The following is a 22,337-nucleotide window of genomic DNA, read 5'->3' on the forward strand; positions in this document are numbered from 1 at the left end:
ATGGTCTTGGGCTTGAAGCCGTTGGCGTAGTCGCGCCGGGTCGGGGAGCGCTCGTAGGGACGGGCGCCGAGATACTCGGCGCGCTCGATCTTGGCGGCTTCATTGACGAGAATGCGCAGGGCCTCGCCGGCGCCATCCAGTCCGTTCTCGAGCAAGATCGCATAAGCGGCTTCCAAGGGGTTGGTTTCGACTCGTATTGCCATGAGGGTTACACTCCTTTCTCGAAGTCATGGCGTCAGACCCACCCTCGCGCTGTCTGCTGGGCGGGGAGCGTAGGCGCGTAGCGCCGGAGATCCCCGCCCAGCAGACAACCGGCAAAATGGAATTTACAGAAAGAACGATACACAACTGTCCCCGCTGCCGGCGAACAAACCCTGGTATTTGTCAAAGCGCCCCATGTTGGTCTTGGGCGAATACGACGCCCCAACCGAAACACGATCCCCGAGCTTGCCGAAATACCCAAACCGGATGCCGATGCCCGTGCTGGTGTCTTTGCCACGGTTGCTGACGTTGCCCGGCGACTGCGACATGCCCGCAAACGCCTGCACGCCATACGCTTCGAAACGCTGGAGCACCAGCAGCGGCGACACCCCCAGCGCATGCCCGTCAGCGACCTGGTAGGCCAAGGTCGGGGCCACGATCAGCTGCATCAGATCGACACCGAGCTTGCCCTGCCCGCCCAACAGGTTGACCCCGTTGGGAAACGGCGCGTACGAGGTGTTCATGCCGCCGTTGCCATAGACCGTCACGCCAAACGCCAAGCGCTGCGAGAGTTGCACGTTGTAGCCAAACTCCGGGATCGGAAACGCGGTGCGACCGCTTTCCACCACCGGCGTTTGGCCGACGAACTGCGCGTCACGGTAGGGCCGGAAGATTTCGGCCCCCACATCCCAGCGATTGCCGGCAAATGCCGCCGCGGCCGGGTTGTTGACGCCGGCAAAGCCGTCCTGTGCCAGTGCGATCGACACCCCGCCCATGCCCTTGGCCTTGAGCCCAAAACCATGCGGAAAGTAGCCGTTGGTGGCCCAGACGGCCGGCGCCGCGGCGAGCAGCGCGGCAGCGGCGATGGCGCGCCGGGGTGCGCGGTTGCATGTTTTCATGGGGTTCTCCTCTGCAGTGTTGTGGGTGGTGGGTCCAGCCATCAAAACTCACCCCGGGCGGCCCGATCGATGATCTGGTACATCGCCTCGCGCACGCTCCAGGCCTCCTCCTTCAGCGGCGAGGGCAGCTTGCGGCCCATCTTGACCATCATGTCCATGTTGAGCGTGTACAGGTACAGCCCGTCGGGACGCTCCACCAGCGAGACCCGGCACGGCATGTAGGCCGACATGGCCGGGCTGAAGTCCGCCATGTGGCGCGCAATCGTGGGGCTGCAGAACTGGTAGATGGTCAGCACCGGCTCCTTCTTGCCGCTGCGGGCTTCGAGCTCCTTGGACAAGGGCAGCGTGCCAACGTCGCGGATGTTGTGCTCGGTGGCCACCATCTTGATGATCTGCTCGACATCCTCAACACTCAGGCCGGGCTTGACCTTGCGCTCCCAGGTGGTGGCCACGGCGATGTCGCCCTCACCCTCGATCCAGCGGTCCCACATCCGCATCGCTTCCGCGCCGGCACCGTCCTCCAGCTTGCCGATGGTGGCCAGTGTGCCGCAACCCGACGTGGCGACCGTGGTGGCCACCAACGCCAGCGCGGCCAGGCCGCGCCGCCATGTTGCTGTGCGATGTATCGGTTTCATCTCGCGCTACTCCTCCGCCCCTGCGGGCACTGATGGGCTTGATATTTGTCAAGTCCCGCGCAGCGTAGCACCCGGCATGGCCACCCGCCATCGGCAATAACCCTAGGGGGTAGGGTGTTGGCAAACGATCGAAGGTCTCGGTAGCCGGGTCTGCGATCGCGGGGGCGGGCAAAGTGCACAGCCAACGGCACCGATTTTTGGCACACTTGGGGCTTGACCCTGCACCGAAAGGCCGTCGCCATGAACGAATCCGCCACCACCGCTGGCAGCCGACCCGCCAACGCCCCCTGCCACGAGGGCACACCGTCGCGCTACCGCAGCGAGCACCAGCGCGACGTGGTCAACCGCCTCAAGCGTATCGAAGGGCAGGTGCGCGCCCTGATCGAGATGGTGGAGTCCGGTCGCCCGTGCGAAGACGTGGCCCAGCAAATGTCGGCCGCGCGCAAAGCCATGGACAAGGCGTTCTTCCGCATGATGGCCTGCTCCGTCATGGAGTCGGTGGCGGTGTCGGACGACGAGACGCTGCGCGAGGTCGAGCGCTCCACGCGCATCCTGGAAAAATACGCCTGACACTCCTCTGCGGTGGACATTTACCTGGTCGGCGGTGCAGTCCGTGACGGCCTGCTGGGCCACTTTCATGTGGCGCACCGGCATGCGGATGGGCACGTGCACGCCGACCGCGACTGGGTGGTGGTGGGCGCCACCCCTGAGGCCATGGTGGCCCAGGGTTTCGTGCCCGTGGGGCGGGATTTCCCGGTCTTTTTGCACCCCGTCACGCGCGAGGAATACGCGCTGGCGCGCACCGAACGCAAAACCGCGCGTGGCTACCACGGCTTTGCCTTTTGCGCCGATCCGGGGGTGACGCTCGAACAAGACCTGGCGCGGCGCGACCTGACCATCAACGCCATGGCGCTGCCCATCGCGGCCCTGCGCCCCGATGGCACGTTCGATCCGAACGATCCCCGGCTGGTCGACCCCTACGGCGGCCGGCGTGACCTGCAGGCGCGGGTGTTGCGGCACGTCACCCCCGCGTTTGCCGAGGACCCGGTGCGCATCCTGCGCATGGCGCGCTTTGCGGCGCGCTGGCCGGACTTTGCGGTGGCGCCCGAAACCCTGGCGCTGATGCGCGCCATGGTGGCGCACGGCGAGGTGGACCACCTGGTGCCAGAGCGGGTGTGGCAGGAACTCTCGCGGGGGCTGATGGAACAGCGCCCCTCGCGCATGCTGGCCGTGCTGCGCGACTGCGGCGCGCTGCGCGTGCTGCTGCCGGAGGTCGACCGCTTGTGGGGCGTGCCCCAGCGCGCCGACTACCACCCCGAGGTGGACACCGGCGTGCACCTGGCGATGGTGCTGGACATGGCGGCGCGGCTGCGGGCGCCGCTGCCGGTGCGCTACGCCTGCCTGTGCCACGACCTGGGCAAGGGCACCACGCCGCGCGACGTCCTGCCGCGCCACATCGGGCACGAGCAGCGCAGCGTGACGTTGCTGCGCGCCGTCAGCGCCCGCTGGCGCGTGCCACGCGAATGCCACGAGCTGGCCGAGGTGGTGGCGCGTGAACACGGCCACATCCACCGCTGCGACACGCTAAGCCCCGCCGCCACCCTGCGGCTGCTGGAGCGCTGCGACGCCCTGCGCCGGCCCGAGCGCTTTGATCAGGTGCTGCTGGCGTGCGAATGCGACGCACGTGGCCGCCTGCACCACGAGGCGCGCCCCTATCCGCAGGCGGCACGGCTGCGCACCGCACTGCGCGCCGCGTTGGCGGTGGACACGGCCGCCATTGCCCAGCAGGAGCGCCAACGTCACCCCGCCGCGCGCGATCTGGGCCCGCGCATCGGCGCCGCCATCGCGCATGCGCGGGCGCAGGCGGTGGCCGCGGCGCTGGGCGGCGGGGCTGCCGCGGATCCCCCCGGCGCTTAACGCGCCTGCGCCAGCGCCGCCTGCACCCAGCGCACGATATCGCCCTGCCCCATGGCCCCGGCCTGGCGCGCCACTTCGCGCCCGCCGACGAACAGCGCCAGGGTGGGAATGCTGCGGATGCCAAACTGCGCCGCCAAACCGGGCTCCTCCTCGGTGTTGACCTTGGCCAGCCGCACATGCGGCTCGAGCTGACGCGCCGCCGCCTCGAACGCCGGCGCCATCATGCGGCACGGCCCGCACCACGGGGCCCAAAAGTCCACCAACACCGGGATCTGGTTGCGGCCGACATGGCGCTCGAAGGCCTCGGCGTCCAACGCGATCGGATGCCCCTCGAACAACGGTCGGTGGCAGCGTCCGCAGTCGGGCGCCTGACCCAGCTGGTCGGCGCGGACGCGATTGGTGGTGTGGCAGTGCGGACAAACGATGTGCAGGGATTCGGCGCTCATGAAACGACTCCGGACGGTAAGCAAGCGTTGCCTGGCATGTGGCGACGCTGGCGGCCATTTTCAAGGCATACCCACACGGGTACCGACAGCCCGCGCCCGCACTCAAACCCCGCGCCCAGGCTCAAACCCAGCGTGCAATGGCCGAAGCAAGCAGGCTGAGCAGGATGGTGCTGGTCAGCGGAATGAACCATTCCCGCCCGAACCAGCGGAAATGCAAATCCCCCGGCAGGCGACCCAAGCCCAAACGGCGCAACAGCGGCGTCATCCAGCTGATGAGCACCAGCGCCAGAAAAATCACGATCATCCAGCGGGTCATGGTGCCTCCCCTCAAAGGGTGTGCGTGCGATCGCCATGCGCAAAACCCAGCGGCACCCACCCCCGGCTGCTGGCGGGCGGCGCCAGGCCGATGACCTTGAACAGCTCGCCCATCTCGTGCTCGTGCACCAGCTTCAGGGCCATGGCCCGCTCGGCCACGGGCAGCGCGTCCCAACCGTCCCCGAGCAGCCCGGCGTTGAGCAAGAACCGCCCCTGGCTGGTGTAGCCCAACACCTCCAGCCCGGCCTCTTGCGCCGCCAGCGCGATGCCGGTGAAATTGACATGGGCGGTGATGTCCTTGCTCCCGACATCGACCAGCGGGTCGGCGTCCGTGCGGTGCGCCCGGTGGCACACCAGCGTGCCCATGGCGCGCTGGGGATGGTAGTACTCGTGCTCGGGAAAGCCGTAATCGATGAAAAATGCTGCGCCGCGGCGCAGCCGCTCACCCACGGTGCGCACGAAGGCCTCGGCCTGCGGGTGGATCTCGGTGAGGTAGTCGTGCGTGCCGGCAATGTCCAGCGGCGGCCGGCGATCGGTGGGGCGGTCGGCCCACACCCAGCGGGCTGCGGCCGCATCCCAGGCCACGCCGCGTTCGTGCCACACACCGCCGTGGCGGTGCAGCAGGGTCACCGGCATGGCGTCGAGCACCTCGTTGCCGATCACCACCCCCTCCAGCACCGCGGGCAGTTGGTCGTGCCAGGTCACGCGCTCGCCCCAGGGCGCCAGCCGCGCGGCTTGGCGCGCGCGCAGAGCGGCCGAGAGTTCGACGATGTGGTAGCGCACCGGCGCTGCACCCGCGGGCGCGGCGGCGTCCAGCGCTGCCAGCACCTGCGCCGCCAGCGCGCCACTGCCGGCGCCAAACTCCCACACCGCGCACGTCCCCGTGGCCGCGAGCGCCTGCCCCACCTGGCGCGCCAGTGTCGCGCCAAAGCGCGGCGCGAGTTCCGGCGCGGTGACGAAGTCGCTGCCGTCAGCAAGCCCTGGGCCAAAGATGGGGAGTTCGCTCGCATAATAGCCTCCTCGCGGGTGGTACAGCGTAAGCGCCATAAATCGCTCAAAACTCAACCATTCACCCGATGCGGCAGCGGCATGCCGAATCGCTATTTCCAGATCGTCTGCGTCGGACCCCCACGACATCTCACCATGCTCCAAGACAACGCGCGACTGTCGAACGACATAATCCGCTGGCTCAAACTGTTGGCCCTGCCCCGCTGGGCCAAAGTGGGGCTAGCCATCATCTTGCTATTCACCCTGGCCAATGCACTCGGACTGCTGGCCGTTGGCATGCTGACGCTCGACAAAGATTCCATCACGGCAGGCATTACCGTGATGACAGTTGGCCTACCCGTGGGCCTCATGGTGGTGGCCGTCGTGTTTGGCGACGGCGGGCTGCGCCGACTCAAGAGCCTGACGCAGACGGTCCTGAACGAGGACATTCCCACCGCCCTGCGCGAGAATTTTAACGCTCGCCCTTTCGAGCCAGCGGGCTGGCTGCCAAAACTACAAACCAGGACCAGCGGCTGCTGCGCTGACTACCGCGTACGGCACCCGACCCCTGGCGCAGGGGTAGACATTCTACACTTCATCGTCGAGCTCAACATCAACAAAGTCAACCTGGTCATTCTGCTTCCACACGCCTGCGACCTAGCCCATGCCGCAGACTACTTCCGGTGCTCATCGTCTTTACAATCTTGCCTCGATGGCGCGCTGCGCGAAGGCTACGCACTCAACGAAGCTCCCGAACACCGCAACGGCGCGACTGGGCTTGTGCTCACGCGTACGCTCCATGAAGACTTCCTGCTCGATCCCGCCCGGCGCTTGTACTTTGCACAAGATTTGGCGTTTTTCATTCGGGGCATGATAGAGGCTCACCGTGGCTGACCAACGAGTACTGATCACTGGCGGCGCGCTACGACTCGGTGCGGTGTTCTGCCAAACCTTTGGTGCCGCTGGTTGGCACGTGCTGTGCCATTGCAATCGCTCAAGAATCGAAGCCGAAGCGCTGCAGCAGCGGCTCAGCGCAGTGGGAATGCGCATCGACGTGGTGCAAGCCGATTTAGCCGATGACGAGCAGAGGAAATGCCTTTTCGAACACATACTCAACCGTTTTGGTCCGATAGACGGACTGATCAACAATGCCTCGCTGTTTGAGCCCGACTCCGGTTTGGCATGGGAGCCCACTCTGGCGCGCCGTCAACTCGAAGTCAACCTACTAGCACCCTTAATTTTGGCTACACTGGTGGCCAAACAACCCGTTGAGCCAAAAAGCAACAACGCCTCGCGGTTTGTGATCCATGTACTCGACCAAAAGGTACTCAACCTAAATCCCGACTATTTCAGCTACACAGTCTCTAAATTAGCTCTGGAACGCGCTGTAGTACTGCAGGCACAGGCACTAGCACCTCACACGCGCGTCTGCGGACTGGCCCCTGGACTTCTTTACGAAAGTGGCCCGCAAAGCACAGAGAATTGGCACAAAGCCAGCCGCGTCAACCTGCTGCGGCGGCCTACTTCACCCACCGATGTTGCCCAGACTGCACTGTTTTTGGCCCAAACCCCATCTATCACCGGCATCACAATTGCCGTCGACAACGGACAACACCTTGTCCCGCTTGAGCGGGACGTGATGTTTGTCGTCGAGGATTTGCTCGGCAATACTGCTTCGGATCCCCTATGAATACCCTTTCGATGCCGCAGGATTTGCACTGGCTGCTCACATGTCGAAAATTATTCATTCGTCGTCACGAAGTGATGGTGAATATGGGCGCGCACGATTTTGAAAAGCACGCGCCACAACGCGTCTGGATTGATGTCGATCTCTACGTACCGTACGATTCATCTACCCCGCGCCATGACGCACTGCATGAGGTTGTGGATTATGATTACGTGCGGGAGTCAGTCGCCCGCCTGACTACAGGCAGACACATCACGTTGCAGGAGACGCTGGCCGACGCGCTGGCGACTGAGCTGCTCAAACACCCACGAGTGTTTGCGGTGCGGTTGTCCACCTCCAAACCAGACGTGTATCCAGACTGCGAAACCGTCGGGGTCGAGGTATTTAGACTCAACACTAGGACTCCCACGTGAAGCACAATCCAGCCCCGCAACAAGGGCTGCAGATCCTGACCCTCACGGGCTTGCGTTTCAACGCCAACCTGGGCATCCTGGACCACGAGCGCCAAGGCCCGCAGCCGATCCAGGTGGATGCCGAGCTCAACCAGGGCCCGCAGCCCTTGTTGCCGCACGACGACGACATCTCCCACGTGCTGGACTACCGCAAGGTGCGCCAGATCATCATCGACGAGTGCACCGCCGAGCACGTCAACCTGCTGGAGAGCCTGATCGGCAAGCTCTCCCACCGGCTCATGCAGCTGCCCGGGGTGATCGGGGTGCGCGTGCGCATCGCCAAGTTGGAAATCTTCGACGACTGCGAGGTCGCCATCCGCATGGAATGCGGCCAGTGGTGAGCGCGGCCGCGCCGTTTGCGGGACAATCGCGTCCCATGGACGTCGCGTTTGAAAACCGCAAGCTGGAAAAGCGCCTGTGCCGCCTGGTCGGGCAGGCCATCGACGACTACCGCATGATCGAGGACGGCGACCGCGTCATGGTCTGCCTCTCGGGCGGCAAGGACAGCTACTCGCTGCTCGACATCCTGATGCGGCTGCAGCGCCGCGCGCCGGCGCGCTTCGAGCTCATCGCGGTCAACCTCGACCAGCGCCAGCCGGGTTTTCCGGCCGACGTGCTGCCCAACTACCTGCGCACGCTGGGCATCCCCTTTCACATCGAGACGCAGGACACCTACTCCATCGTCAAGAAGGTGATCCCCGAGGGCAAGACCATGTGCAGCCTGTGCAGCCGGCTGCGCCGCGGCATCCTCTACCGCGTGGCGCGCGAGCTTGGCGCCACCAAGATCGCGCTGGGCCACCACCGCGACGACATCCTGCAGACGCTGCTGCTCAACATGTTTTTCGGCGCCAAGCTCAAGGGCATGCCGCCCAAGCTGGTCAGCGACAACGGCGAGCACGTCGTCATACGCCCGCTGGCCTACGTGCCCGAGAAGGACCTGATCCGCTGGGCGCAGGTGCGCGCATTCCCCATCATCCCCTGCAACCTGTGCGGCAGCCAGCAACACCTGCAGCGCAAGCAGGTGGGGGACTTGCTGCGCGAGTGGGACAAGCGCTTCCCTGGCCGCGTGGACAACATGCTCAAAGCGCTGCAAAACGTCGTGCCCAGCCACCTGATGGACCGCGGTCTGTACGACTTTGCCGGCGTGCGCGCCAGCGGCCGGCCGCAAGCCGATGGCGACCTGGCCTTCGATGAGGAGGAGCTGCCCGCCGCCGCGGCACTGGCGGCGGACGAGGACGCCGCCCCCCGCCACGGCGCTGCGACGCGGCGCGTGTTTGCGCTCACGCCCGAGGAGGATTGACCATGGAGCGCAGCGCCCGCTGGCTGCGCAGTGTCGCCACCTGCTTGGGCGCCCTGCTGCTGGCGGGCTGCGCCAGCACGCTGCGGCTGGAGCACACCGTGCGCAGCGCCGCCGCCTGGCCACAGCCGAGCGTGGCGCTGGCCGGTCAACGCTATGTGTTCGAGCGCCTGCCGTCGCAGCGCACCGCCGAGGCGGCGCGCGAGCAAGAGGCGCTGGAGGCCATCGCCGCCGAGGTGCTGGCCGGCCACGGCCTGCAGCGCGCCGACGCCGCCGCGGGGGCGGCCACCAGCGCCGTGCCCTGGGGCGTGCAGCTGGTGGCGCGCTCGGTCCGATACCCCTACGCCCCGTGGGATGCGCCCGAGCCGCGCCCGGGCTGGATGCCCTACGGACAGGTCGTGGTCGGCCGCGGCGTGGTCAGCTCGATCGGCCTGCAATGGTCGCTGCGCCCGCCCTACTACGTGCGCGACGTGGCGCTGACGGTGCGCGACCGCCGCACCGGCGAGGTGGTGTACGAGGCCAGCGCCACCCAGGACGGCCCGTGGTCCGACAGCCCGGCGCTGTGGCGGGCTTTGCTGCAAGCCGCGCTCGACGGCTTTCCGACCCCACCGCCAGGGCCGCGCCGGGTGGTCATCGAGCAGCCGCGCTAAACCGCGCCGCCCGCCCACCCTCAGCCGCGCCGCAGCTCAGCACTCAAGCGGCCGCCGCCACCGCCCCCGCCAGCACCTGGCGCAACGCATCGGCCAGCTCCTTGGCGGCAAATTTGGCCACGTAGGCATCGGCCCCGGCACGCTGCACGTGGCGTTCGTTGGTGTCGCCGGTCAGCGACGAGTGGATCACCACGGGAATGGCGCGCAGCACCGGGTCGGCCTTGATGTTGCGCGTGAGGGTAAAGCCGTCCATCTCGGGCATTTCCAGGTCGCTGAGCACCACCGCCACGCGCTCCTGGATCGGCTGCCCCTTGGCGCGCGCGTCGGCGGCGATCTCCTGCAGCGTGGCCCAGGCTTCCTGGCCGGACTTGGTCATGATGAACGGCAGGCCCAACGCCTTGAGCTCGGCCTCGATCATGCTGCGCGCGACGAAGGAATCGTCTGCCGCCAGCACCACCGAGCCCGGCCGGATCTTGACTGCGGGGCCGATTTGGTCCTGCTTGACCTCGACCTGCTCGCTGGGCATGACCTTTTGCAGGATCGACTCGACGTCCAGGATTTGCACCAGCCGGGTGCCGCCCTGGCCGTCGTCGATGCGGGCGATGCTGGTCACCAGCCCGCGCGCCACCGACGCCGTGTGGTCGGCTGCCAGGATCTGGTTCCAGTCGAGCCGCACGATGTCCTCCACCGCCTCGGCCGCAAACCCCTGCGTGGAGCGCGCGTACTCGGTCACCAGCATGAGGTTGAGGCCCGTCTCCGGCACGCAACCGATCACCGAGGGCAGGTCGATGACCGGGATGACCTGCCCGCGCAGGTTGACCATGCCCAGCACGTGCTGCGGCGCGCCCGCCATCGCGGTGATCTGCGGCATGGCCACGATCTCGCGGATCTTGAACACGTTGATGCCAAAGAGCTCCGACTGCTGGGCGCCAGGCGCCTTGCCGAGACGAAACAGCAGCATCTCGAACTTGTTGGAGCCGGTCAGGTTGGTGCGTTCGTCGACTTCTTTTTGAAAGGCGCTGCTGCTCATGGGGCGACCTGGTAAGGAGGTGAAGGGGCGGGCGTGGAACCCAAACGCTACCATTCTAGGATCAAAGCCCCACCGCGCAAGCCCCCATGCACGCCACCCGCATTCTCGCCATCCGCCACGGCGAAACCGCCTGGAACCGTGACGCCCGCATCCAGGGGCAGCTCGACATCCCGCTCAACGACACCGGGCGCTGGCAGGCGCAGCGCGTCGCCGAGGCCTTGCGCCACGAGCCGCTGGCCGCCGTCTACAGCAGCGACCTCAGCCGCGCGCGCCAGACGGCTGAGCCGCTGGCGCAGGCGCAGGGCCTGCCGCTGCAGACCGACACCGGGCTGCGCGAGCGCTGCTTTGGCGCCTTCCAGGGCCGCACCTGGGCCGAGCTGGAGCGCGAGCACCCGGACGTGGTGCGCGCCTGGAAAGCGCGCGAGCCAGACTTCGCCCCGCCCGGGGGCGAGTCGCTGCGCGCGCTGCGCGAGCGGGTCGAGGGCACTTTTGCCGCGCTGGCGGCGCGCCACCTGGGCCAGGCCATCGCCGTGGTCGCGCACGGCGGCGTGCTCGACATCCTGTACCGGGCCGCGGCGCACGTGGACCTGCAGGCGCCGCGGGCCTGGGCCATGGGCAACGCCGCCATCCACCGCGTGCTCTGGAGCCGCGACGGCGGCTTTGCCCTGCTGTCCTGGGGCGACACGCGCCACCTGGAAGAAGCCGACGAGGCCGGCCCGCGCGACGAGCAGGCCGCAGCGTAACCTCAGCAAGCGCCTGGCCAGCGGCACCTCACGCCGGGTCGTCGAACAGCCCCTGCGCCGACGCCGGCGCCGCCACCCCGAGGTGGCGATACGCGGCCAGCGTCGCGCAGCGCCCGCGCGGCGTGCGCTGCAGATAGCCCTGCTGGATCAGGTAGGGCTCGATGACGTCTTCGATCGTGCCGGCCTCTTCCCCGATGCTGGCCGCGATGTTGTCCAGCCCCACGGGGCCGCCGTCGAACTTGTGGATCACCGCCTCCAGCAGCTTGCGGTCCATCAGGTCCAGGCCAATCGGGTCGACGTCCAGCATCGCCAAGGCGCGCTGCGCGATGTCGCGCGTGATGGTGCCGCGGCCCTTGACCTGCGCGTAATCGCGCACCCGGCGCAGCAGCCGGTTGGCGATGCGTGGCGTGCCGCGTGAGCGGCGCGCGATCTCGAGCGCCCCGTCGGCCTCGATCGGCGCGCTCAACAGCCCGGCGGAGCGCGTCACGATGCGGGCCAGCTCCTCGGGCGTGTAGAACTCCAGCCGCGCCACGATGCCAAAGCGGTCGCGCAGCGGGTTGGTCAGCATCCCGGCGCGGGTGGTGGCCCCCACCAGCGTGAAGGGCTGCAGGTCGAGCTTGATCGAGCGCGCCGCCGGCCCCTCGCCGATCATGATGTCGATCTGGTAGTCCTCCAGGGCCGGGTAGAGGATTTCCTCCACCACCGGCGAGAGGCGGTGGATCTCGTCGATGAACAGCACATCGTTGGGTTCGAGGTTGGTCAGCAGCGCTGCCAGGTCCTTGGGTTTTTCCAGCACCGGGCCGCTGGTCTGGCGCAGGTTGACGCCCAGCTCGTGCGCGATGATGTGCGACAGCGTGGTCTTGCCCAGCCCCGGCGGGCCAAACAGCAGCACGTGGTCCAGCGCCTCGCCGCGCTGCTTGGCCGCGCCAATGAAGATTTCGAGCTGCTCGCGCACCTTGGCCTGCCCGACGTATTCGGTCAGTCCCTTGGGGCGCAGGGCGCGCTCCAGCGCCTCCTCGCGCGGCGATTCGGGCGCGGCCGACACCAGCCGCTGCCGTGGCGCAAAATCGAAATCATCGGTCTGAATGCTCACCGCCACCCCCTCACTTGGCCAGCGCCTTGAGCGCCAGCTTGATGCCTTCGCTCACGCCGACACCGGCCGGCAGCGCCTTGAGCGCTGCGGCCGCCTCGCGCTCGTTGTAGCCCAGCGCCAGCAGCGCCTGTTGGATGTCGGCCTGCACGTCGTCGGCCGGCGCGGCCGGCTGCGGCGCCAACACCGGCGCCAGCTTGTCCTTGAGCTCCAGCAGCAGCCGTTCGGCGGTCTTTTTGCCGATGCCCGGGATCTTGACCAGCCGGCCCGCCTCCTGCGTCGCCACCGCCTGCGCCAGCTCGGCCACGCTCAGGCCCGACAACAGCGCCAGCGCCGTGCGCGGCCCCACCCCGCTGATCTTGATCAAGGCGCGAAACGCCGCGCGCTCGGCCGCCGTGGCAAAGCCAAACAGCACGTGCGCGTCCTCGCGCACCACCAGGTGCGTCAGCAGCGCCACGCGCTCGCCCGTGGCGGGCAGGCCATAGAAGGTGCTCATGGGCACCTCCACCTCGTAGCCCACGCCGTGGCAGTCGAGCAGGATTTGCGGCGGCTGTTTGTCCAACAGGGTGCCGGTGAGTTTGCCTATCATTGGGGTTTCGTCCTTGCTGCCTAAGGATTATCGGCTTGATCCTGCGCCACGCCTTCACCCCGCCCGACAACACGCGGCTGTCGCACCTGTGCGGCCCGATGGACCAGCACCTGCGCACGGTCGAGGCCGCGCTGCAGGTGCGCATCGGGCACCGCTTCGGGCACTTTCGCATCGAAGGCCGCAAGGCCGCCGCCGTCCAGGCGCTGGAGGTCTTGCAAGCGATCTACGAAATCGCGCGCGACCCCGTCTCGGCCGAAACGGTGCAGCTGATGCTGGCCGGCGACAGCCCCCAGTCCACGGCCGACCCGGCCGCTCCCGTGCTGCAGACGCGCCGCGGCGAGATCCGCGGCCGCACCGCCAACCAGACGCGCTACCTGGCCGCCATCGCCGGCCACGACATCACCTTTGGCATCGGCCCGGCGGGCACGGGCAAGACCTACCTGGCCGTGGCGTGCGCGGTCGATGCCCTGCAGCGCAGCGCGGTGCAGCGGCTGGTGCTGACGCGTCCGGCGGTGGAGGCGGGCGAGCGGCTGGGCTTTTTGCCCGGCGATCTGGCCGCCAAGGTGGACCCCTACCTGCGCCCACTGTTCGACGCGCTGTACGACCTGATGGGCTTCGAGGCGGTGCAAAAGGCGCTCGAACGCCAGCAAATCGAAATCGCGCCGCTGGCCTTCATGCGCGGGCGCACGCTCAACCACGCCTTCGTCATCCTCGACGAAGCGCAAAACACCACGCCCGAGCAAATGAAGATGTTTTTGACGCGCATCGGCTTCGGGTCGAAAGCGGTGGTCACGGGCGACATCAGCCAGATCGACCTGCCACGCTCGCAACTCTCCGGCCTGATCGACGCCGAGCGCGTGCTGCGCCGGGTCAGCGGCATCGCCTTTGCGCGCCTGACCAGCGCCGACGTGGTGCGCCACCCGCTCGTGGCACGCATCGTCGACGCCTACGAGGCACGCCCACCCGCCACCGCATGACCGTCATGACCCTGCCCCCGCTGACCCTGTCGTTGCAGTTCGCGCGCTTCGACGGCGTGGCCACGCACCGCGCCGCGCTGCCGCGCCACGCCGTGGCGCGCTGGCTGCGCCACGCGCTGCAGCGCCCCGGCGAGTTGACCGTGCGCATCGTCGATGCCGAGGAGGGCCGCACGCTCAACCGCGACTACCGCCACAAGGACTACGCCACCAACGTGCTGACCTTCGACTACGCGCACGAGCCCGTGGTGCTGGCCGACCTGGTGCTGTGCGCGCCCGTGGTGGCGCGCGAGGCCGCCGAGCAGGGCAAGCCGCTGCAGGCCCATTACGCCCATTTGCTGGTGCACGGCGCCCTGCACGCGCAGGGCTGGGACCACGAAACCAGCGCGGCCGACGCCGAGGCGATGGAGGCGCGCGAGATCGAGATCCTGGCGCGCCTGGGTTTTGCCAACCCGTACGCGGCGCGCTGACGCACCCCCGGGCCACGCCGGCATGCCGGCGCGCGCCTCAGGCGCGCGCGCGCAGCTCGATCGGGATGGTCACCGGCCCGTCGTTGACGAGGTGGACCTGCATGTCGGCGCCAAAGCGCCCCGTGGCCACCTGCGGGTGGGCGCGGCGCGCCGACGCCACGAAGTGTTCGTACAGCCGTTCCCCCTCCTCGGGCGGGGCCGCCCCGGTGAAGCTGGGCCGGTTGCCGCCGCGCACATCGGCCGCGAGGGTGAACTGGCTGACCACCAGCAGGCCACCGCCCACGTCCTGCACGCTGCGGTTCATCTTGCCGGCCTCGTCGGCAAAGATGCGCAGCTTCAGAATCTTGGCCAGCATCTGCTCGGCCAGCGCCGGGGTGTCGCCGTGCTCGGCGCACAGCAGCACGAGCAGGCCGGGGCCGATGGCACCCACGGTGGCGCCACCGATGTCCACGCGCGCTTGGCGCACCCGCTGCAACAACGCCTTCATCGCCAGGCCCGGGTCATTTGAGGTCGTGCAGATCGTCGAAGTGCGCCTCGACGTCGCTGGGCAGCAATTGGATGGTGGCGCGCAGGCCCGGCACGGCGCTCATCAGGGCCTGCTCCACACTGGTGCGCAAGGCAGCGGCCCGCCCCAGCGTCCAACTGGCGGGCATGTGCATGTGCAGGTCCACATAGCGGCGCTGGCCCGCCTTGCGCGTGTGCACATGGTCGAAGCGGATGATGTCGCTGCCGTTGCGCTGGTGGGCAAAGCCCGCCAGCACGTCGTCGATGGCGGTGCGGACCTCCGGCTCGACCGCTTCGTCCATCAGCCCCTGGGTGGAGCGCCACAGCAGGTGCACCCCCTCGCGCGCGATGTTGAGGGCCACGCCCATGGCCACCAGCGCATCCAGCCACAACCAGCCGCTCAGCCAGGCCAGTGCCAAGCCGACCACCACACCGGCCGAGGTCCAAACATCGGTCAGGAGGTGGCGCGCGTCGGCCTCCAACGCCATCGAACGGTGCACGCGCGAGGCGCGCAGCATCACCCACGCCAGCCCGCCGTTGAGCGCCGAGCTCAGCACCGACAGCGCCAAGCCCCAGTCCAAGCGCTGCAGCGGCTGCGGCGCCCACAGGCGGCTGACGGCTGCCCACAGGATGCCCAGCGCCGCGGCGATGATCAAAATCCCCTCGAAGCCCGAGGAAAAATACTCCGCCTTGTGGTGGCCGTAGGGGTGGTCATCGTCGGCCGGCCGCGCCGCCACCGTGACCATCCACAAACCAAACATCGCGCTGGCCAGGTTGACCACCGACTCCATGGCGTCGGAGAGCAAGCCCACCGAGTCGGTGAGCCACCACGCCAGCGTCTTGAGCGCAATCGTCGACAGCGCCACGGCCACCGAGGCCGCCAACAGGCGCTGCGGGGTCAGGCGTTGCCAAATCGGTGCCATGGCCTGCCCCGCTCAGGCCAGGGTGACGCGGGCAAACTTGCGCTTGCCCACCTGGACCACATAGGTGCCGGCGGCGAGCTTGAGGCCCTTGTCGTGCACCACGTTGCCCTCCACGCGCACGCCGCCGCCGTCGATGAGGCGGTTGGCCTCGCTGGTGGACGGCGCCAGCCCCGCCGCCTTGAGCAGCGCGCCGATGCCCATGGGCGCGCCGCTGAGCGTGACCGCGGGGATCTGCGCCGGCACGCCGCCGCGCGCGCGCAGCATGAAATCCTGCTCGGCCGCCTCGGCCGCGGCCGCGCCGTGGAAGCGCGCGGTGATTTCCTTGGCCAGCAGCACCTTGACGTCCTTGGGGTTGCGCCCCTCGGCCACCTCGCGCTGCAGGGCGGCGATTTCCGCCTCCGAGCGGAACGACAGCAGCGTGTACCAGCGCCACATCAGCTCGTCGCTGATCGAGAGCACCTTGGCAAACATGGTGTTGGGGTCCTCGGTGATGCCGATGTAGTTGCCCTTGGACTTGGACATCTTCTCGACACCGTCGAGCCCCTCCAGCAGCGGCATGGTCAGGATGCACTGCGGCTCCTGCCCGTACTCCTGTTGCAGGTGCCGCCCCATGAGCAGGTTGAATTTCTGATCGGTCCCGCCCAGCTCCAGGTCGCTCTTGAGCGCCACCGAGTCGTAGCCCTGCATCAACGGGTAGAGGAACTCGTGCACCGAAATCGGCGTGTGCGACTGAAAGCGCTTGGTGAAATCGTCGCGCTCGAGCATGCGCGCCACCGTGTACTTGGCCGCCAGCTGGATCATGCCGCGCGCGCCCAAGGCGTCGCTCCACTCGCTGTTGTAGCGGATCTCGGTGCGCTGCGGGTCCAGCACCAGGCTGGCCTGGCGGTAGTAGGTCTGTGCGTTGGCCTGGATCTGCTCGGGCGTCAGCGGCGGGCGCGTGCTGTTGCGCCCCGACGGGTCACCGATGAGCGAGGTGAAGTCGCCGATCAAAAAGATCACGGTGTGCCCCAGGTCCTGCAACTGCCGCAGCTTGTTGAGCACCACCGTGTGGCCCAAGTGGATGTCGGGCGCGGTCGGGTCCAGCCCCAGTTTGATGCGCAGCGGCTGGCCGGTGGCTTCGCTGCGGCGCAGCTTGCGCACCCAATCGGCCACCGGCAGCAGCTCCTCGCAGCCACGGCGGGTCACGGCCAGGGCGTGGCGCACCGCATCCGAGGCGCCTTGCAGCGCCTCCTCGACCGCATCGGCCCCCTGGGCCGCAGGTACTGTGGAAATATTCATGAGGGTTTGCACAGATGACGACGGGGCCCGGGACGGTATACTCCCGCGAATCGGTTCGCCGGTTCGGGCAATGGCGTGGCCAGGCGCGACGCGTGCTCCCGATTGTAGTCGGCGAACGTCCCTGCACCCTGCACGCCCTGTGGGCCGGCCCGTCCGGCCCACAGTCGGGACGGGCCGTGGTACGACACGGCCCGTTGGCTCACCGGATACGGCATGATCGATCGGTTCCTACACTGGCAGCGCGCGCTGCAGCGCCATCCCCGGCGGGTGATGGCCGCCTTGGGGGCGGTCTTGCTGGGCACGGGCGTCACCGCATTCGGCACGGGTGCGGTGGACGACGCGCTCGCCGAGCTGCCGCAACGCCAGGTCACCGAGGCGGTGGCGGCGGCCTACACCGCGCCGGTGGACAGCGCGCCCGCCCCCTTCATCCTCTACCGCACCGACGTCACGCGCCGTGACGACACCTTGGTCACGCTGCTGCAGCGCCTGGGGGTTGACGACCGCGCGGCCGCCGACTTCCTGCGCCGCAGCCCCCAGGCCTCGGAACTCTGGCGCGGCCGGCCGGGCAAGCTGGTGAGCGCCGAGGTGGACGACGACGGCCGTCTGCTGCGCCTGCGCGCACGCTGGCTGACCCGCGACGACAGCGCCAGCTTCCAGCGCCTGACCGTGCAGCGCGACGGCGAGCGCTTGCACGCCCACCTCGAAAGCGCCCCCTTGTCGGCCACCGTGCGCATGGCCAGCGGGACGATTCGCACCTCGCTCTTTGCCGCCACCGACGCCGCGCGGCTGCCCGACAGCATCGCGTCGCAACTGGCCGACCTGTTTTCGGGGGACATCGATTTCCGTCGCGACCTGCGCGCGGGCGACAGCTTTGGCGTCGTCTACGAAGCCCTGGAGGCCGACGGCGAGGTGTTGCGCTACGGCCGGCTGCTGGGGGCGGAATTCCGCAACGCCGGGCGCCGCCACCAGCTCGTGTGGTTCCAACCCCCTCAGGGGCGCGGTGCGTACTACAACCTCCAGGGCGAAAGCCTGCAGCGCGCCTTCCTCGCCTCGCCGCTGGCGTTCTCGCGCGTCAGCAGCGGCTACGGCATGCGCTTTCACCCCGTGCACGGCGACCGGCGCGCCCACATGGGCGTGGATTACGCCGCGCCCACCGGCACGCCGGTGCGCAGCGTCGCGGATGCGGTGGTCGAGTTTGCCGGTTGGCAACGCGGCTACGGCAACGTGGTCATCCTGCAGCACAAGCAAAACCGCAAGACGCTCTACGCGCACCTGAGCCGCATCGACGTGCGCAAAGGCCAGCGCATCGAGCAGGGACAGACGCTGGGGGCCGTTGGCGCCACCGGCACGGCGACCGGGCCGCACCTGCACTTCGAGTACATCGTCGGCGGTGCGCACCGCGACCCGTTGACCTTGGCACGCGACAACGCCGCGGGCGAGCCCATCGAGGCGCGCTGGCGCGCCGATTTCGAGCGCGTGGCCAGCGCCATGCGCGAACAGCTGGCGGCGGCAACCACGTTGGTGCAGGCCAGCGCCGAGTGACGCCGCCACCGTGCACTGCATCGGGTTGATGTCGGGCACCTCGCTCGACGGCGTCGACGGGGTGCTGGTCCGCTACGACGGTGACGACACGGGCCACGTGGTGGCCGACGCCAGCCTACCGCTGCCCGACGACCTGCGCGCCGCCCTGCTGGCCCTGCAACACCCCGGGCCCGACGAACTGCACCGCGCCGCGCAGGCCGCGGCAGCGCTGAGCGACCTTTATGCCACCGTCGTCGAGCGGCTGCTGGCGCGCGCGGGCATCGGCGCCGCGCACGTGGCCGCCATTGGCGCGCACGGCCAAACGGTGCGGCACATGCCACCGGCCCACCCCCGGCTGGCGCCCGGCGAGGCGCCCTACACGCTGCAACTGCTGGCGCCGGCGCGGCTGGCCGAAGCCACCGGCATCGCGGTGGTGGCCGACTTTCGCAGCCGCGACATCGCGGCCGGTGGCCAGGGAGCGCCGCTCGTGCCCGCCTTCCACCGCGCCGCGTTTGCCCACCCGGGTCGCGCCGTCGCCGTGGTCAACATCGGCGGCATCGCCAACCTCACCGCGCTGTGCGCGGACGGCGCGCTGCTGGGCTTTGACACCGGCCCCGGCAACGTGCTGCTCGACGCCTGGTGCGAGCGCCACACCGGCGCGCGCTACGACGCCGCAGGCGCCTGGAGCCGCCACGGACGCGTGCACACCGCGCTGCTGGCCGATTTGCTGGCCGACCCGTACTTTGACCGCCAAGGGGCGCGCAGCACGGGGCGCGACCATTTTCACATGGGGTGGCTCGATGCCATCGTCGCCCGCCATCCCGACGCGACGCCAGTGGACGTGCAGGCCACCCTGGTGGCGTTGACGGTGGAGAGCATCGCCCGCGCCGCCGCGGCGGTGCCGTGGGGCACGCACGATGGCGGTGGGCCGCAGCGCATGCTGGTGTGCGGGGGCGGTGCGCTCAACCGCGCGCTGCTCGACGGGCTGCGCGAGCGGCTGCCGGCGACGGACGTGACCACGACCGCCGCACACGGTTGGCCGGTGCAATGGGTGGAGGCTGCCGCCTTCGCCTGGCTGGCGCGGCAAACGCTGCTGGGCCGCCCCGGCAATGCGACCGAGGTGACCGGTGCCCGCGGCCCGCGCATCCTGGGCGCGGTGTACCCCGCGTGATGCTGCGGCACCCACGCGCGGGTGCGCCAGACGGGGCGGCGCCCGCCCGCCGCACAGGCGGCCCGCAGGTCAACCCACGCTGAAGCTCGAGCCGCAGCCGCAGGTGGTGGTGGCGTTGGGGTTGCGGATGACGAACTGCGCGCCCTGCAGGTCTTCTTTGTAGTCGATTTCGGCGCCGACCAGGTACTGGTAGCTCATGGCGTCGATCAGCAGCGTGACTCCGTTCTTGGTCATCTGCGTATCGTCTTCGTTGACCACTTCGTCGAAGGTGAAGCCGTACTGGAAGCCCGAGCAGCCGCCGCCTTGCACGAAGACGCGCAGCTTCAGGTCGGGGTTGCCCTCCTCGGCAATCAGTTCGGCCACCTTGGCCGCCGCAGCATCGGTGAAGATGAGCGGCGCGGGCATTTCGGTTTCGGGGGTGGCGGTATCGGCAAGCGCGGTCATGGTGTTCGTCCTGACAAACAACGGCAAAAGGATAGCAAAACAGTCGGGATTTTCCCAAACCGGGGGTGGGCAATGTCCCTGCCGCGCCCATGGCCTCCTGACGGCATGGGCAGCGTGCGCCCGAAAAAAAACCGCCCGCGGCGGAGGCGGGCGGTCGGCAGGCAACGCAGCGATCAGCGCTTGCTGAACTGCTTGGCGCGGCGGGCCTTGCGCAGACCCACTTTCTTGCGCTCGACCTCACGCGCGTCGCGCGTGACGTAGCCCGCCGCACTCAGTTGCGGCTTGAGCGCAGGATCGTAATCGATCAGCGCACGGGTGATGCCGTGGCGCACGGCACCGGCCTGGCCCGATTCGCCGCCCCCGTGGACGTTGACCATGATGTCGAACGTCTCGAGGTGGTTGGTCAGCACCAGGGGCTGCTTGGCGATCATGATCGACGTCTCACGACCAAAGTAGTCCTGGATGTCGCGACCGTTGATCGTGATCTTGCCGGAGCCTTTCTTGAGAAACACGCGCGCGACGCTGGACTTGCGACGGCCCGTGCCATTGTTCCATTCACCAATCATGGCCGCTCCTTAGATTTCCAACGCCTTGGGTTGCTGCGCGCCGTGCGGATGCTCGGGGCCGGCATAGACCTTGAGCTTCTTGATCATGGCGTAGCCCAGCGGGCCCTTGGGCAGCATGCCCTTGACGGCCTTCTCCAGCGCGCGGCCCGGGTGCTTGGCCTGCATGTCGCGGAAGTTGATCGAGCGGATGCCACCGGGGTAGCCGGTGTGGCGGTAGTAGATCTTGTCCAGGGCTTTGTTGCCCGTGACGCGGATCTTGTCGGCGTTGACGACGATGATGAAGTCGCCCGTATCGACGTGAGGGGTGTAGATGGCCTTGTGCTTGCCGCGCAGTCGGCGTGCCACTTCGCTGGCGACACGTCCGAGCACCTTGTCGGTGGCGTCAATCACAAACCACTCATGCACCACCTCAGCGGGCTTGGCGCTGAAGGTTTTGGTCATGTCAGTTTCCTGTGGTTTGGGCTGGCCCTTTTCCACGGTCGGTGCTGCTCTGCTGGCAGCCTCTTAGGTGGGGGGGAAGCGTTCGCCGCGGGGCCATGCTATCGCTGCGAAACATGGCATTGTAGCCGCTAACACGCCCAAACGCCAAGGCCTGTGCGCACTCGGCTACCATCGGGCCATGTTCAGCTACCGACACGCCTTCCATGCCGGCAACCACGCCGACGTGCTCAAACACATGGCCTTGCTGGCCACGCTGCGCCATCTGCACACCAAGGAGGGGGGCTTGCGGTTGGTGGACACCCATGCCGGCGCCGGCCTGTACCGCCTCGACCACGAGCAGGCGCGCACGTCGGGCGAGGCGGCGCATGGGGTGGGCGCGCTCTGGGACGCCGCGACCCGCGCAAGCGCCGCAGCGCCCTTGCCCGACGCCGTGCAGGACTACCTCGGTTGCCTGCGCAGCTTCAACCCGGATGGCACGCTGCTGCACTACCCTGGCTCGCCGGCGCTGCTGCAGGCGCTGCTGCGGCCGCAGGATCGGCTGACCCTGTTCGAACTGCATCCCACCGACGGGCGCTTGCTCGACCGCGCCGTGCGCGCGTGGCGCCAGCGCACACCGCACCCGGCCATCGAGCTGCGCCGCGACAACGGCTTTGACGGCCTACGCGCCCTGCTGCCCCCGCCGACACGCCGTGGCTTGGTGCTGATCGACCCCAGCTACGAGCTCAAGACCGACTACGCCTGCGTGGCTGCCACCGTGGCCGATGCGCTGGCGCGCTTTGCCGTTGGGTGCTACCTGGTGTGGTACCCCGTGATCGGCCGCACGGAGGCGCACCAGCTGCCGCGCCGTCTGCGCGCCCTGGCGCAACGCGCCCAGCGCCCGTGGCTGCAGGCCGAGCTCAACGTGGGTGCCCGTCCGGACCCGCAAGCCAAGGCCACCGCCGCCCGCGGCCGGCCCGTGGGCGGGCTGCGCGCCAGCGGCCTGTTCGTGATCAATCCCCCCTACACCCTGGCCGCGCAGTTGCGCGCGGCCCTGCCCTGGGTGCTGGCGGCGCTGCGCCAGGGGACCGGCGCAGACTGGCGGGTGGCGACCCACGAAGGGTGAGCGCA

At 68.5% G+C, this 22,337-nt stretch carries 28 protein-coding genes and 1 pseudogene; 14 read left to right on the top strand and 15 right to left on the bottom strand.

Going from position 1 to position 22,337, the window contains the following annotated elements; genetic code table 11:
• The 3 genes and pseudogenes from Tther_RS00845 to Tther_RS00855 form a co-directional block, all read right to left on the bottom strand.
• Positions 1-203: pseudogene (locus Tther_RS00845) on the bottom strand (IS256 family transposase); the annotation flags it as partial.
• A gap of 123 nt (positions 204-326) precedes the next feature.
• On the bottom strand, positions 327-1,100 hold the full coding sequence (locus Tther_RS00850; protein ID WP_185974961.1) for an OmpP1/FadL family transporter: 774 nt from the start codon (positions 1,098-1,100) through the stop codon (positions 327-329).
• A gap of 41 nt (positions 1,101-1,141) precedes the next feature.
• Positions 1,142-1,735 (bottom strand): DUF302 domain-containing protein, encoded by a 594-nt coding sequence (locus Tther_RS00855; RefSeq protein ID WP_143899914.1) that lies wholly within the window; start codon positions 1,733-1,735, stop codon positions 1,142-1,144.
• Positions 1,736-1,975: 240 nt separating this feature from the next.
• Between Tther_RS00855 and Tther_RS00860 the strand changes: the two genes are divergently transcribed.
• Together Tther_RS00860 and Tther_RS00865 are read left to right on the top strand one after the other, a co-directional pair.
• A complete protein-coding gene (locus tag Tther_RS00860; RefSeq protein WP_143899916.1) occupies positions 1,976-2,305 on the top strand; it encodes a metal-sensitive transcriptional regulator in 330 nt (109 codons plus the stop codon).
• A 12-nt stretch (positions 2,306-2,317) separates the two neighbouring features.
• On the top strand, positions 2,318-3,652 hold the full coding sequence (locus Tther_RS00865) for a multifunctional CCA addition/repair protein (RefSeq protein WP_143899918.1): 1,335 nt from the start codon (positions 2,318-2,320) through the stop codon (positions 3,650-3,652).
• Here the strand turns inward: Tther_RS00865 and trxC are convergent.
• The 3 genes from trxC to Tther_RS00880 all read right to left on the bottom strand — a co-directional run bounded on the left by trxC (position 3,649) and on the right by Tther_RS00880 (position 5,550).
• Entirely contained in the window at positions 3,649-4,098 is a 450-nt protein-coding gene (trxC, locus tag Tther_RS00870) for a thioredoxin TrxC (RefSeq protein ID WP_143899920.1), read from the bottom strand. The genes Tther_RS00865 and trxC overlap by 4 nt on opposite strands.
• A 121-nt stretch (positions 4,099-4,219) precedes the next feature.
• Positions 4,220-4,414 (bottom strand): DUF2905 family protein, encoded by a 195-nt coding sequence (locus Tther_RS00875; protein WP_143899922.1) that lies wholly within the window; start codon positions 4,412-4,414, stop codon positions 4,220-4,222.
• An 11-nt stretch (positions 4,415-4,425) separates the two neighbouring features.
• A complete protein-coding gene (locus Tther_RS00880; protein WP_143899924.1) occupies positions 4,426-5,550 on the bottom strand; it encodes a class I SAM-dependent methyltransferase in 1,125 nt (374 codons plus the stop codon).
• Between the two features lie 6 nt (positions 5,551-5,556).
• Between Tther_RS00880 and Tther_RS00885 the strand changes: the two genes are divergently transcribed.
• Genes Tther_RS00885 through Tther_RS00910 form a run of 6 tightly spaced genes read left to right on the top strand, consistent with a single transcriptional unit; the run spans position 5,557 to position 9,486 of the window.
• Positions 5,557-6,294 (top strand): hypothetical protein, encoded by a 738-nt coding sequence (locus Tther_RS00885; RefSeq protein WP_143899926.1) that lies wholly within the window; start codon positions 5,557-5,559, stop codon positions 6,292-6,294.
• Entirely contained in the window at positions 6,287-7,090 is an 804-nt protein-coding gene (locus tag Tther_RS00890) for an SDR family oxidoreductase (protein WP_143899928.1), read from the top strand. The genes Tther_RS00885 and Tther_RS00890 overlap by 8 nt, the downstream gene beginning before the upstream one ends.
• Positions 7,087-7,500 (top strand): dihydroneopterin aldolase, encoded by a 414-nt coding sequence (locus Tther_RS00895; protein WP_246098847.1) that lies wholly within the window; start codon positions 7,087-7,089, stop codon positions 7,498-7,500. The genes Tther_RS00890 and Tther_RS00895 overlap by 4 nt, the downstream gene beginning before the upstream one ends.
• Positions 7,497-7,880: a dihydroneopterin aldolase gene (locus Tther_RS00900; RefSeq protein ID WP_143899930.1), complete on the top strand. Its 384-nt coding sequence runs from the start codon at positions 7,497-7,499 to the stop codon at positions 7,878-7,880. Before Tther_RS00895 ends, Tther_RS00900 begins: the two co-directional genes overlap by 4 nt.
• Before the next feature lie 35 nt (positions 7,881-7,915).
• Positions 7,916-8,839, top strand: coding sequence for a tRNA 2-thiocytidine(32) synthetase TtcA (ttcA, locus tag Tther_RS00905; protein ID WP_143899932.1), 924 nt, complete (start codon positions 7,916-7,918; stop codon positions 8,837-8,839).
• Between the two features lie 2 nt (positions 8,840-8,841).
• Positions 8,842-9,486, top strand: coding sequence for a DUF4136 domain-containing protein (locus tag Tther_RS00910; protein WP_143899934.1), 645 nt, complete (start codon positions 8,842-8,844; stop codon positions 9,484-9,486).
• A gap of 43 nt (positions 9,487-9,529) precedes the next feature.
• On the opposite strand, the gene Tther_RS00915 is transcribed toward Tther_RS00910, so the two are convergent.
• Entirely contained in the window at positions 9,530-10,516 is a 987-nt protein-coding gene (locus tag Tther_RS00915; RefSeq protein WP_143899936.1) for a chemotaxis protein, read from the bottom strand.
• An 86-nt stretch (positions 10,517-10,602) separates the two neighbouring features.
• On the opposite strand from Tther_RS00915, the gene Tther_RS00920 reads away from it, so the two are divergent.
• Positions 10,603-11,259: a histidine phosphatase family protein gene (locus Tther_RS00920; protein ID WP_143899938.1), complete on the top strand. Its 657-nt coding sequence runs from the start codon at positions 10,603-10,605 to the stop codon at positions 11,257-11,259.
• A gap of 28 nt (positions 11,260-11,287) precedes the next feature.
• On the opposite strand, the gene ruvB is transcribed toward Tther_RS00920, so the two are convergent.
• Both ruvB and ruvA read right to left on the bottom strand, forming a co-directional pair.
• Complete coding sequence (ruvB, locus tag Tther_RS00925; protein ID WP_143899941.1) at positions 11,288-12,352, bottom strand: Holliday junction branch migration DNA helicase RuvB; 1,065 nt, start codon at positions 12,350-12,352, stop codon at positions 11,288-11,290.
• A 10-nt stretch (positions 12,353-12,362) separates the two neighbouring features.
• A complete protein-coding gene (ruvA, locus tag Tther_RS00930) occupies positions 12,363-12,938 on the bottom strand; it encodes a Holliday junction branch migration protein RuvA (protein ID WP_143899943.1) in 576 nt (191 codons plus the stop codon).
• 35 nt (positions 12,939-12,973) lie between these two features.
• On the opposite strand from ruvA, the gene Tther_RS00935 reads away from it, so the two are divergent.
• Together Tther_RS00935 and ybeY are read left to right on the top strand one after the other, a co-directional pair.
• Complete coding sequence (locus tag Tther_RS00935; RefSeq protein WP_143899945.1) at positions 12,974-13,915, top strand: PhoH family protein; 942 nt, start codon at positions 12,974-12,976, stop codon at positions 13,913-13,915.
• A 5-nt stretch (positions 13,916-13,920) separates the two neighbouring features.
• Positions 13,921-14,382 carry an rRNA maturation RNase YbeY gene (ybeY, locus tag Tther_RS00940; RefSeq protein ID WP_143900111.1) on the top strand — a complete coding sequence of 154 codons (462 nt, stop codon included), beginning with the start codon at positions 13,921-13,923 and terminating at the stop codon, positions 14,380-14,382.
• Between the two features lie 37 nt (positions 14,383-14,419).
• Here ybeY and dtd read toward each other — a convergent pair whose 3' ends face one another.
• The 3 genes from dtd to tyrS are packed head-to-tail and all read right to left on the bottom strand — an operon-like array spanning position 14,420 to position 17,087.
• Positions 14,420-14,869, bottom strand: coding sequence for a D-aminoacyl-tRNA deacylase (dtd, locus tag Tther_RS00945; RefSeq protein ID WP_143899947.1), 450 nt, complete (start codon positions 14,867-14,869; stop codon positions 14,420-14,422).
• Between the two features lie 13 nt (positions 14,870-14,882).
• Positions 14,883-15,809 (bottom strand): cation diffusion facilitator family transporter, encoded by a 927-nt coding sequence (locus Tther_RS00950; protein ID WP_143899949.1) that lies wholly within the window; start codon positions 15,807-15,809, stop codon positions 14,883-14,885.
• 12 nt (positions 15,810-15,821) lie between these two features.
• Complete coding sequence (gene tyrS / locus Tther_RS00955; RefSeq protein ID WP_143899952.1) at positions 15,822-17,087, bottom strand: tyrosine--tRNA ligase; 1,266 nt, start codon at positions 17,085-17,087, stop codon at positions 15,822-15,824.
• A 213-nt stretch (positions 17,088-17,300) separates the two neighbouring features.
• Between tyrS and Tther_RS00960 the strand changes: the two genes are divergently transcribed.
• On the top strand, positions 17,301-18,629 hold the full coding sequence (locus Tther_RS00960; protein WP_143899954.1) for a M23 family metallopeptidase: 1,329 nt from the start codon (positions 17,301-17,303) through the stop codon (positions 18,627-18,629).
• A 28-nt stretch (positions 18,630-18,657) separates the two neighbouring features.
• On the top strand, positions 18,658-19,779 hold the full coding sequence (locus Tther_RS00965; protein WP_143900112.1) for an anhydro-N-acetylmuramic acid kinase: 1,122 nt from the start codon (positions 18,658-18,660) through the stop codon (positions 19,777-19,779).
• A 69-nt stretch (positions 19,780-19,848) separates the two neighbouring features.
• On the opposite strand, the gene erpA is transcribed toward Tther_RS00965, so the two are convergent.
• The 3 genes from erpA to rplM all read right to left on the bottom strand — a co-directional run bounded on the left by erpA (position 19,849) and on the right by rplM (position 21,230).
• Positions 19,849-20,223, bottom strand: a complete 375-nt coding sequence (gene erpA / locus Tther_RS00970) for an iron-sulfur cluster insertion protein ErpA (protein ID WP_143899956.1) — start codon at positions 20,221-20,223, stop codon at positions 19,849-19,851.
• A gap of 173 nt (positions 20,224-20,396) precedes the next feature.
• On the bottom strand, positions 20,397-20,789 hold the full coding sequence (gene rpsI / locus Tther_RS00975) for a 30S ribosomal protein S9 (RefSeq protein WP_143899958.1): 393 nt from the start codon (positions 20,787-20,789) through the stop codon (positions 20,397-20,399).
• Positions 20,790-20,798: 9 nt separating this feature from the next.
• Positions 20,799-21,230: a 50S ribosomal protein L13 gene (gene rplM, locus Tther_RS00980; RefSeq protein ID WP_143899960.1), complete on the bottom strand. Its 432-nt coding sequence runs from the start codon at positions 21,228-21,230 to the stop codon at positions 20,799-20,801.
• Between the two features lie 178 nt (positions 21,231-21,408).
• On the opposite strand from rplM, the gene Tther_RS00985 reads away from it, so the two are divergent.
• Positions 21,409-22,332 (top strand): 23S rRNA (adenine(2030)-N(6))-methyltransferase RlmJ, encoded by a 924-nt coding sequence (locus Tther_RS00985; protein WP_143899962.1) that lies wholly within the window; start codon positions 21,409-21,411, stop codon positions 22,330-22,332.
• Positions 22,333-22,337: the final 5 nt, after the last annotated feature.

The sequence above is a fragment of the Tepidimonas thermarum genome, from assembly GCF_007556705.1.
In the GTDB taxonomy this organism is placed as follows: Bacteria; Pseudomonadota; Gammaproteobacteria; order Burkholderiales; family Burkholderiaceae_C; genus Tepidimonas; species Tepidimonas thermarum.

What these genes read in the sequence shown, in the direction of transcription:
- Tther_RS00850 (WP_185974961.1), bottom strand. Translation starts at nt 1,100, where the DNA reads ATGAAAACATGCAACCGCGCACCCCGGCGCGCCATCGCCGCTGCCGCG.
- Tther_RS00855 (WP_143899914.1), bottom strand. Translation starts at nt 1,735, where the DNA reads ATGAAACCGATACATCGCACAGCAACATGGCGGCGCGGCCTGGCCGCG.
- Tther_RS00860 (WP_143899916.1), top strand. Translation starts at nt 1,976, where the DNA reads ATGAACGAATCCGCCACCACCGCTGGCAGCCGACCCGCCAACGCCCCC.
- trxC (WP_143899920.1), bottom strand. Translation starts at nt 4,098, where the DNA reads ATGAGCGCCGAATCCCTGCACATCGTTTGTCCGCACTGCCACACCACC.
- Tther_RS00875 (WP_143899922.1), bottom strand. Translation starts at nt 4,414, where the DNA reads ATGACCCGCTGGATGATCGTGATTTTTCTGGCGCTGGTGCTCATCAGC.
- Tther_RS00880 (WP_143899924.1), bottom strand. Translation starts at nt 5,550, where the DNA reads ATGTCGTGGGGGTCCGACGCAGACGATCTGGAAATAGCGATTCGGCAT.
- Tther_RS00885 (WP_143899926.1), top strand. Translation starts at nt 5,557, where the DNA reads ATGCTCCAAGACAACGCGCGACTGTCGAACGACATAATCCGCTGGCTC.
- Tther_RS00895 (WP_246098847.1), top strand. Translation starts at nt 7,087, where the DNA reads ATGAATACCCTTTCGATGCCGCAGGATTTGCACTGGCTGCTCACATGT.
- ttcA (WP_143899932.1), top strand. Translation starts at nt 7,916, where the DNA reads ATGGACGTCGCGTTTGAAAACCGCAAGCTGGAAAAGCGCCTGTGCCGC.
- Tther_RS00910 (WP_143899934.1), top strand. Translation starts at nt 8,842, where the DNA reads ATGGAGCGCAGCGCCCGCTGGCTGCGCAGTGTCGCCACCTGCTTGGGC.
- Tther_RS00915 (WP_143899936.1), bottom strand. Translation starts at nt 10,516, where the DNA reads ATGAGCAGCAGCGCCTTTCAAAAAGAAGTCGACGAACGCACCAACCTG.
- Tther_RS00920 (WP_143899938.1), top strand. Translation starts at nt 10,603, where the DNA reads ATGCACGCCACCCGCATTCTCGCCATCCGCCACGGCGAAACCGCCTGG.
- ruvA (WP_143899943.1), bottom strand. Translation starts at nt 12,938, where the DNA reads ATGATAGGCAAACTCACCGGCACCCTGTTGGACAAACAGCCGCCGCAA.
- ybeY (WP_143900111.1), top strand. Translation starts at nt 13,921, where the DNA reads ATGACCCTGCCCCCGCTGACCCTGTCGTTGCAGTTCGCGCGCTTCGAC.
- dtd (WP_143899947.1), bottom strand. Translation starts at nt 14,869, where the DNA reads ATGAAGGCGTTGTTGCAGCGGGTGCGCCAAGCGCGCGTGGACATCGGT.
- Tther_RS00950 (WP_143899949.1), bottom strand. Translation starts at nt 15,809, where the DNA reads ATGGCACCGATTTGGCAACGCCTGACCCCGCAGCGCCTGTTGGCGGCC.
- tyrS (WP_143899952.1), bottom strand. Translation starts at nt 17,087, where the DNA reads ATGAATATTTCCACAGTACCTGCGGCCCAGGGGGCCGATGCGGTCGAG.
- Tther_RS00960 (WP_143899954.1), top strand. Translation starts at nt 17,301, where the DNA reads ATGATCGATCGGTTCCTACACTGGCAGCGCGCGCTGCAGCGCCATCCC.
- Tther_RS00965 (WP_143900112.1), top strand. Translation starts at nt 18,658, where the DNA reads ATGTCGGGCACCTCGCTCGACGGCGTCGACGGGGTGCTGGTCCGCTAC.
- erpA (WP_143899956.1), bottom strand. Translation starts at nt 20,223, where the DNA reads ATGACCGCGCTTGCCGATACCGCCACCCCCGAAACCGAAATGCCCGCG.
- rpsI (WP_143899958.1), bottom strand. Translation starts at nt 20,789, where the DNA reads ATGATTGGTGAATGGAACAATGGCACGGGCCGTCGCAAGTCCAGCGTC.
- rplM (WP_143899960.1), bottom strand. Translation starts at nt 21,230, where the DNA reads ATGACCAAAACCTTCAGCGCCAAGCCCGCTGAGGTGGTGCATGAGTGG.
- Tther_RS00985 (WP_143899962.1), top strand. Translation starts at nt 21,409, where the DNA reads ATGTTCAGCTACCGACACGCCTTCCATGCCGGCAACCACGCCGACGTG.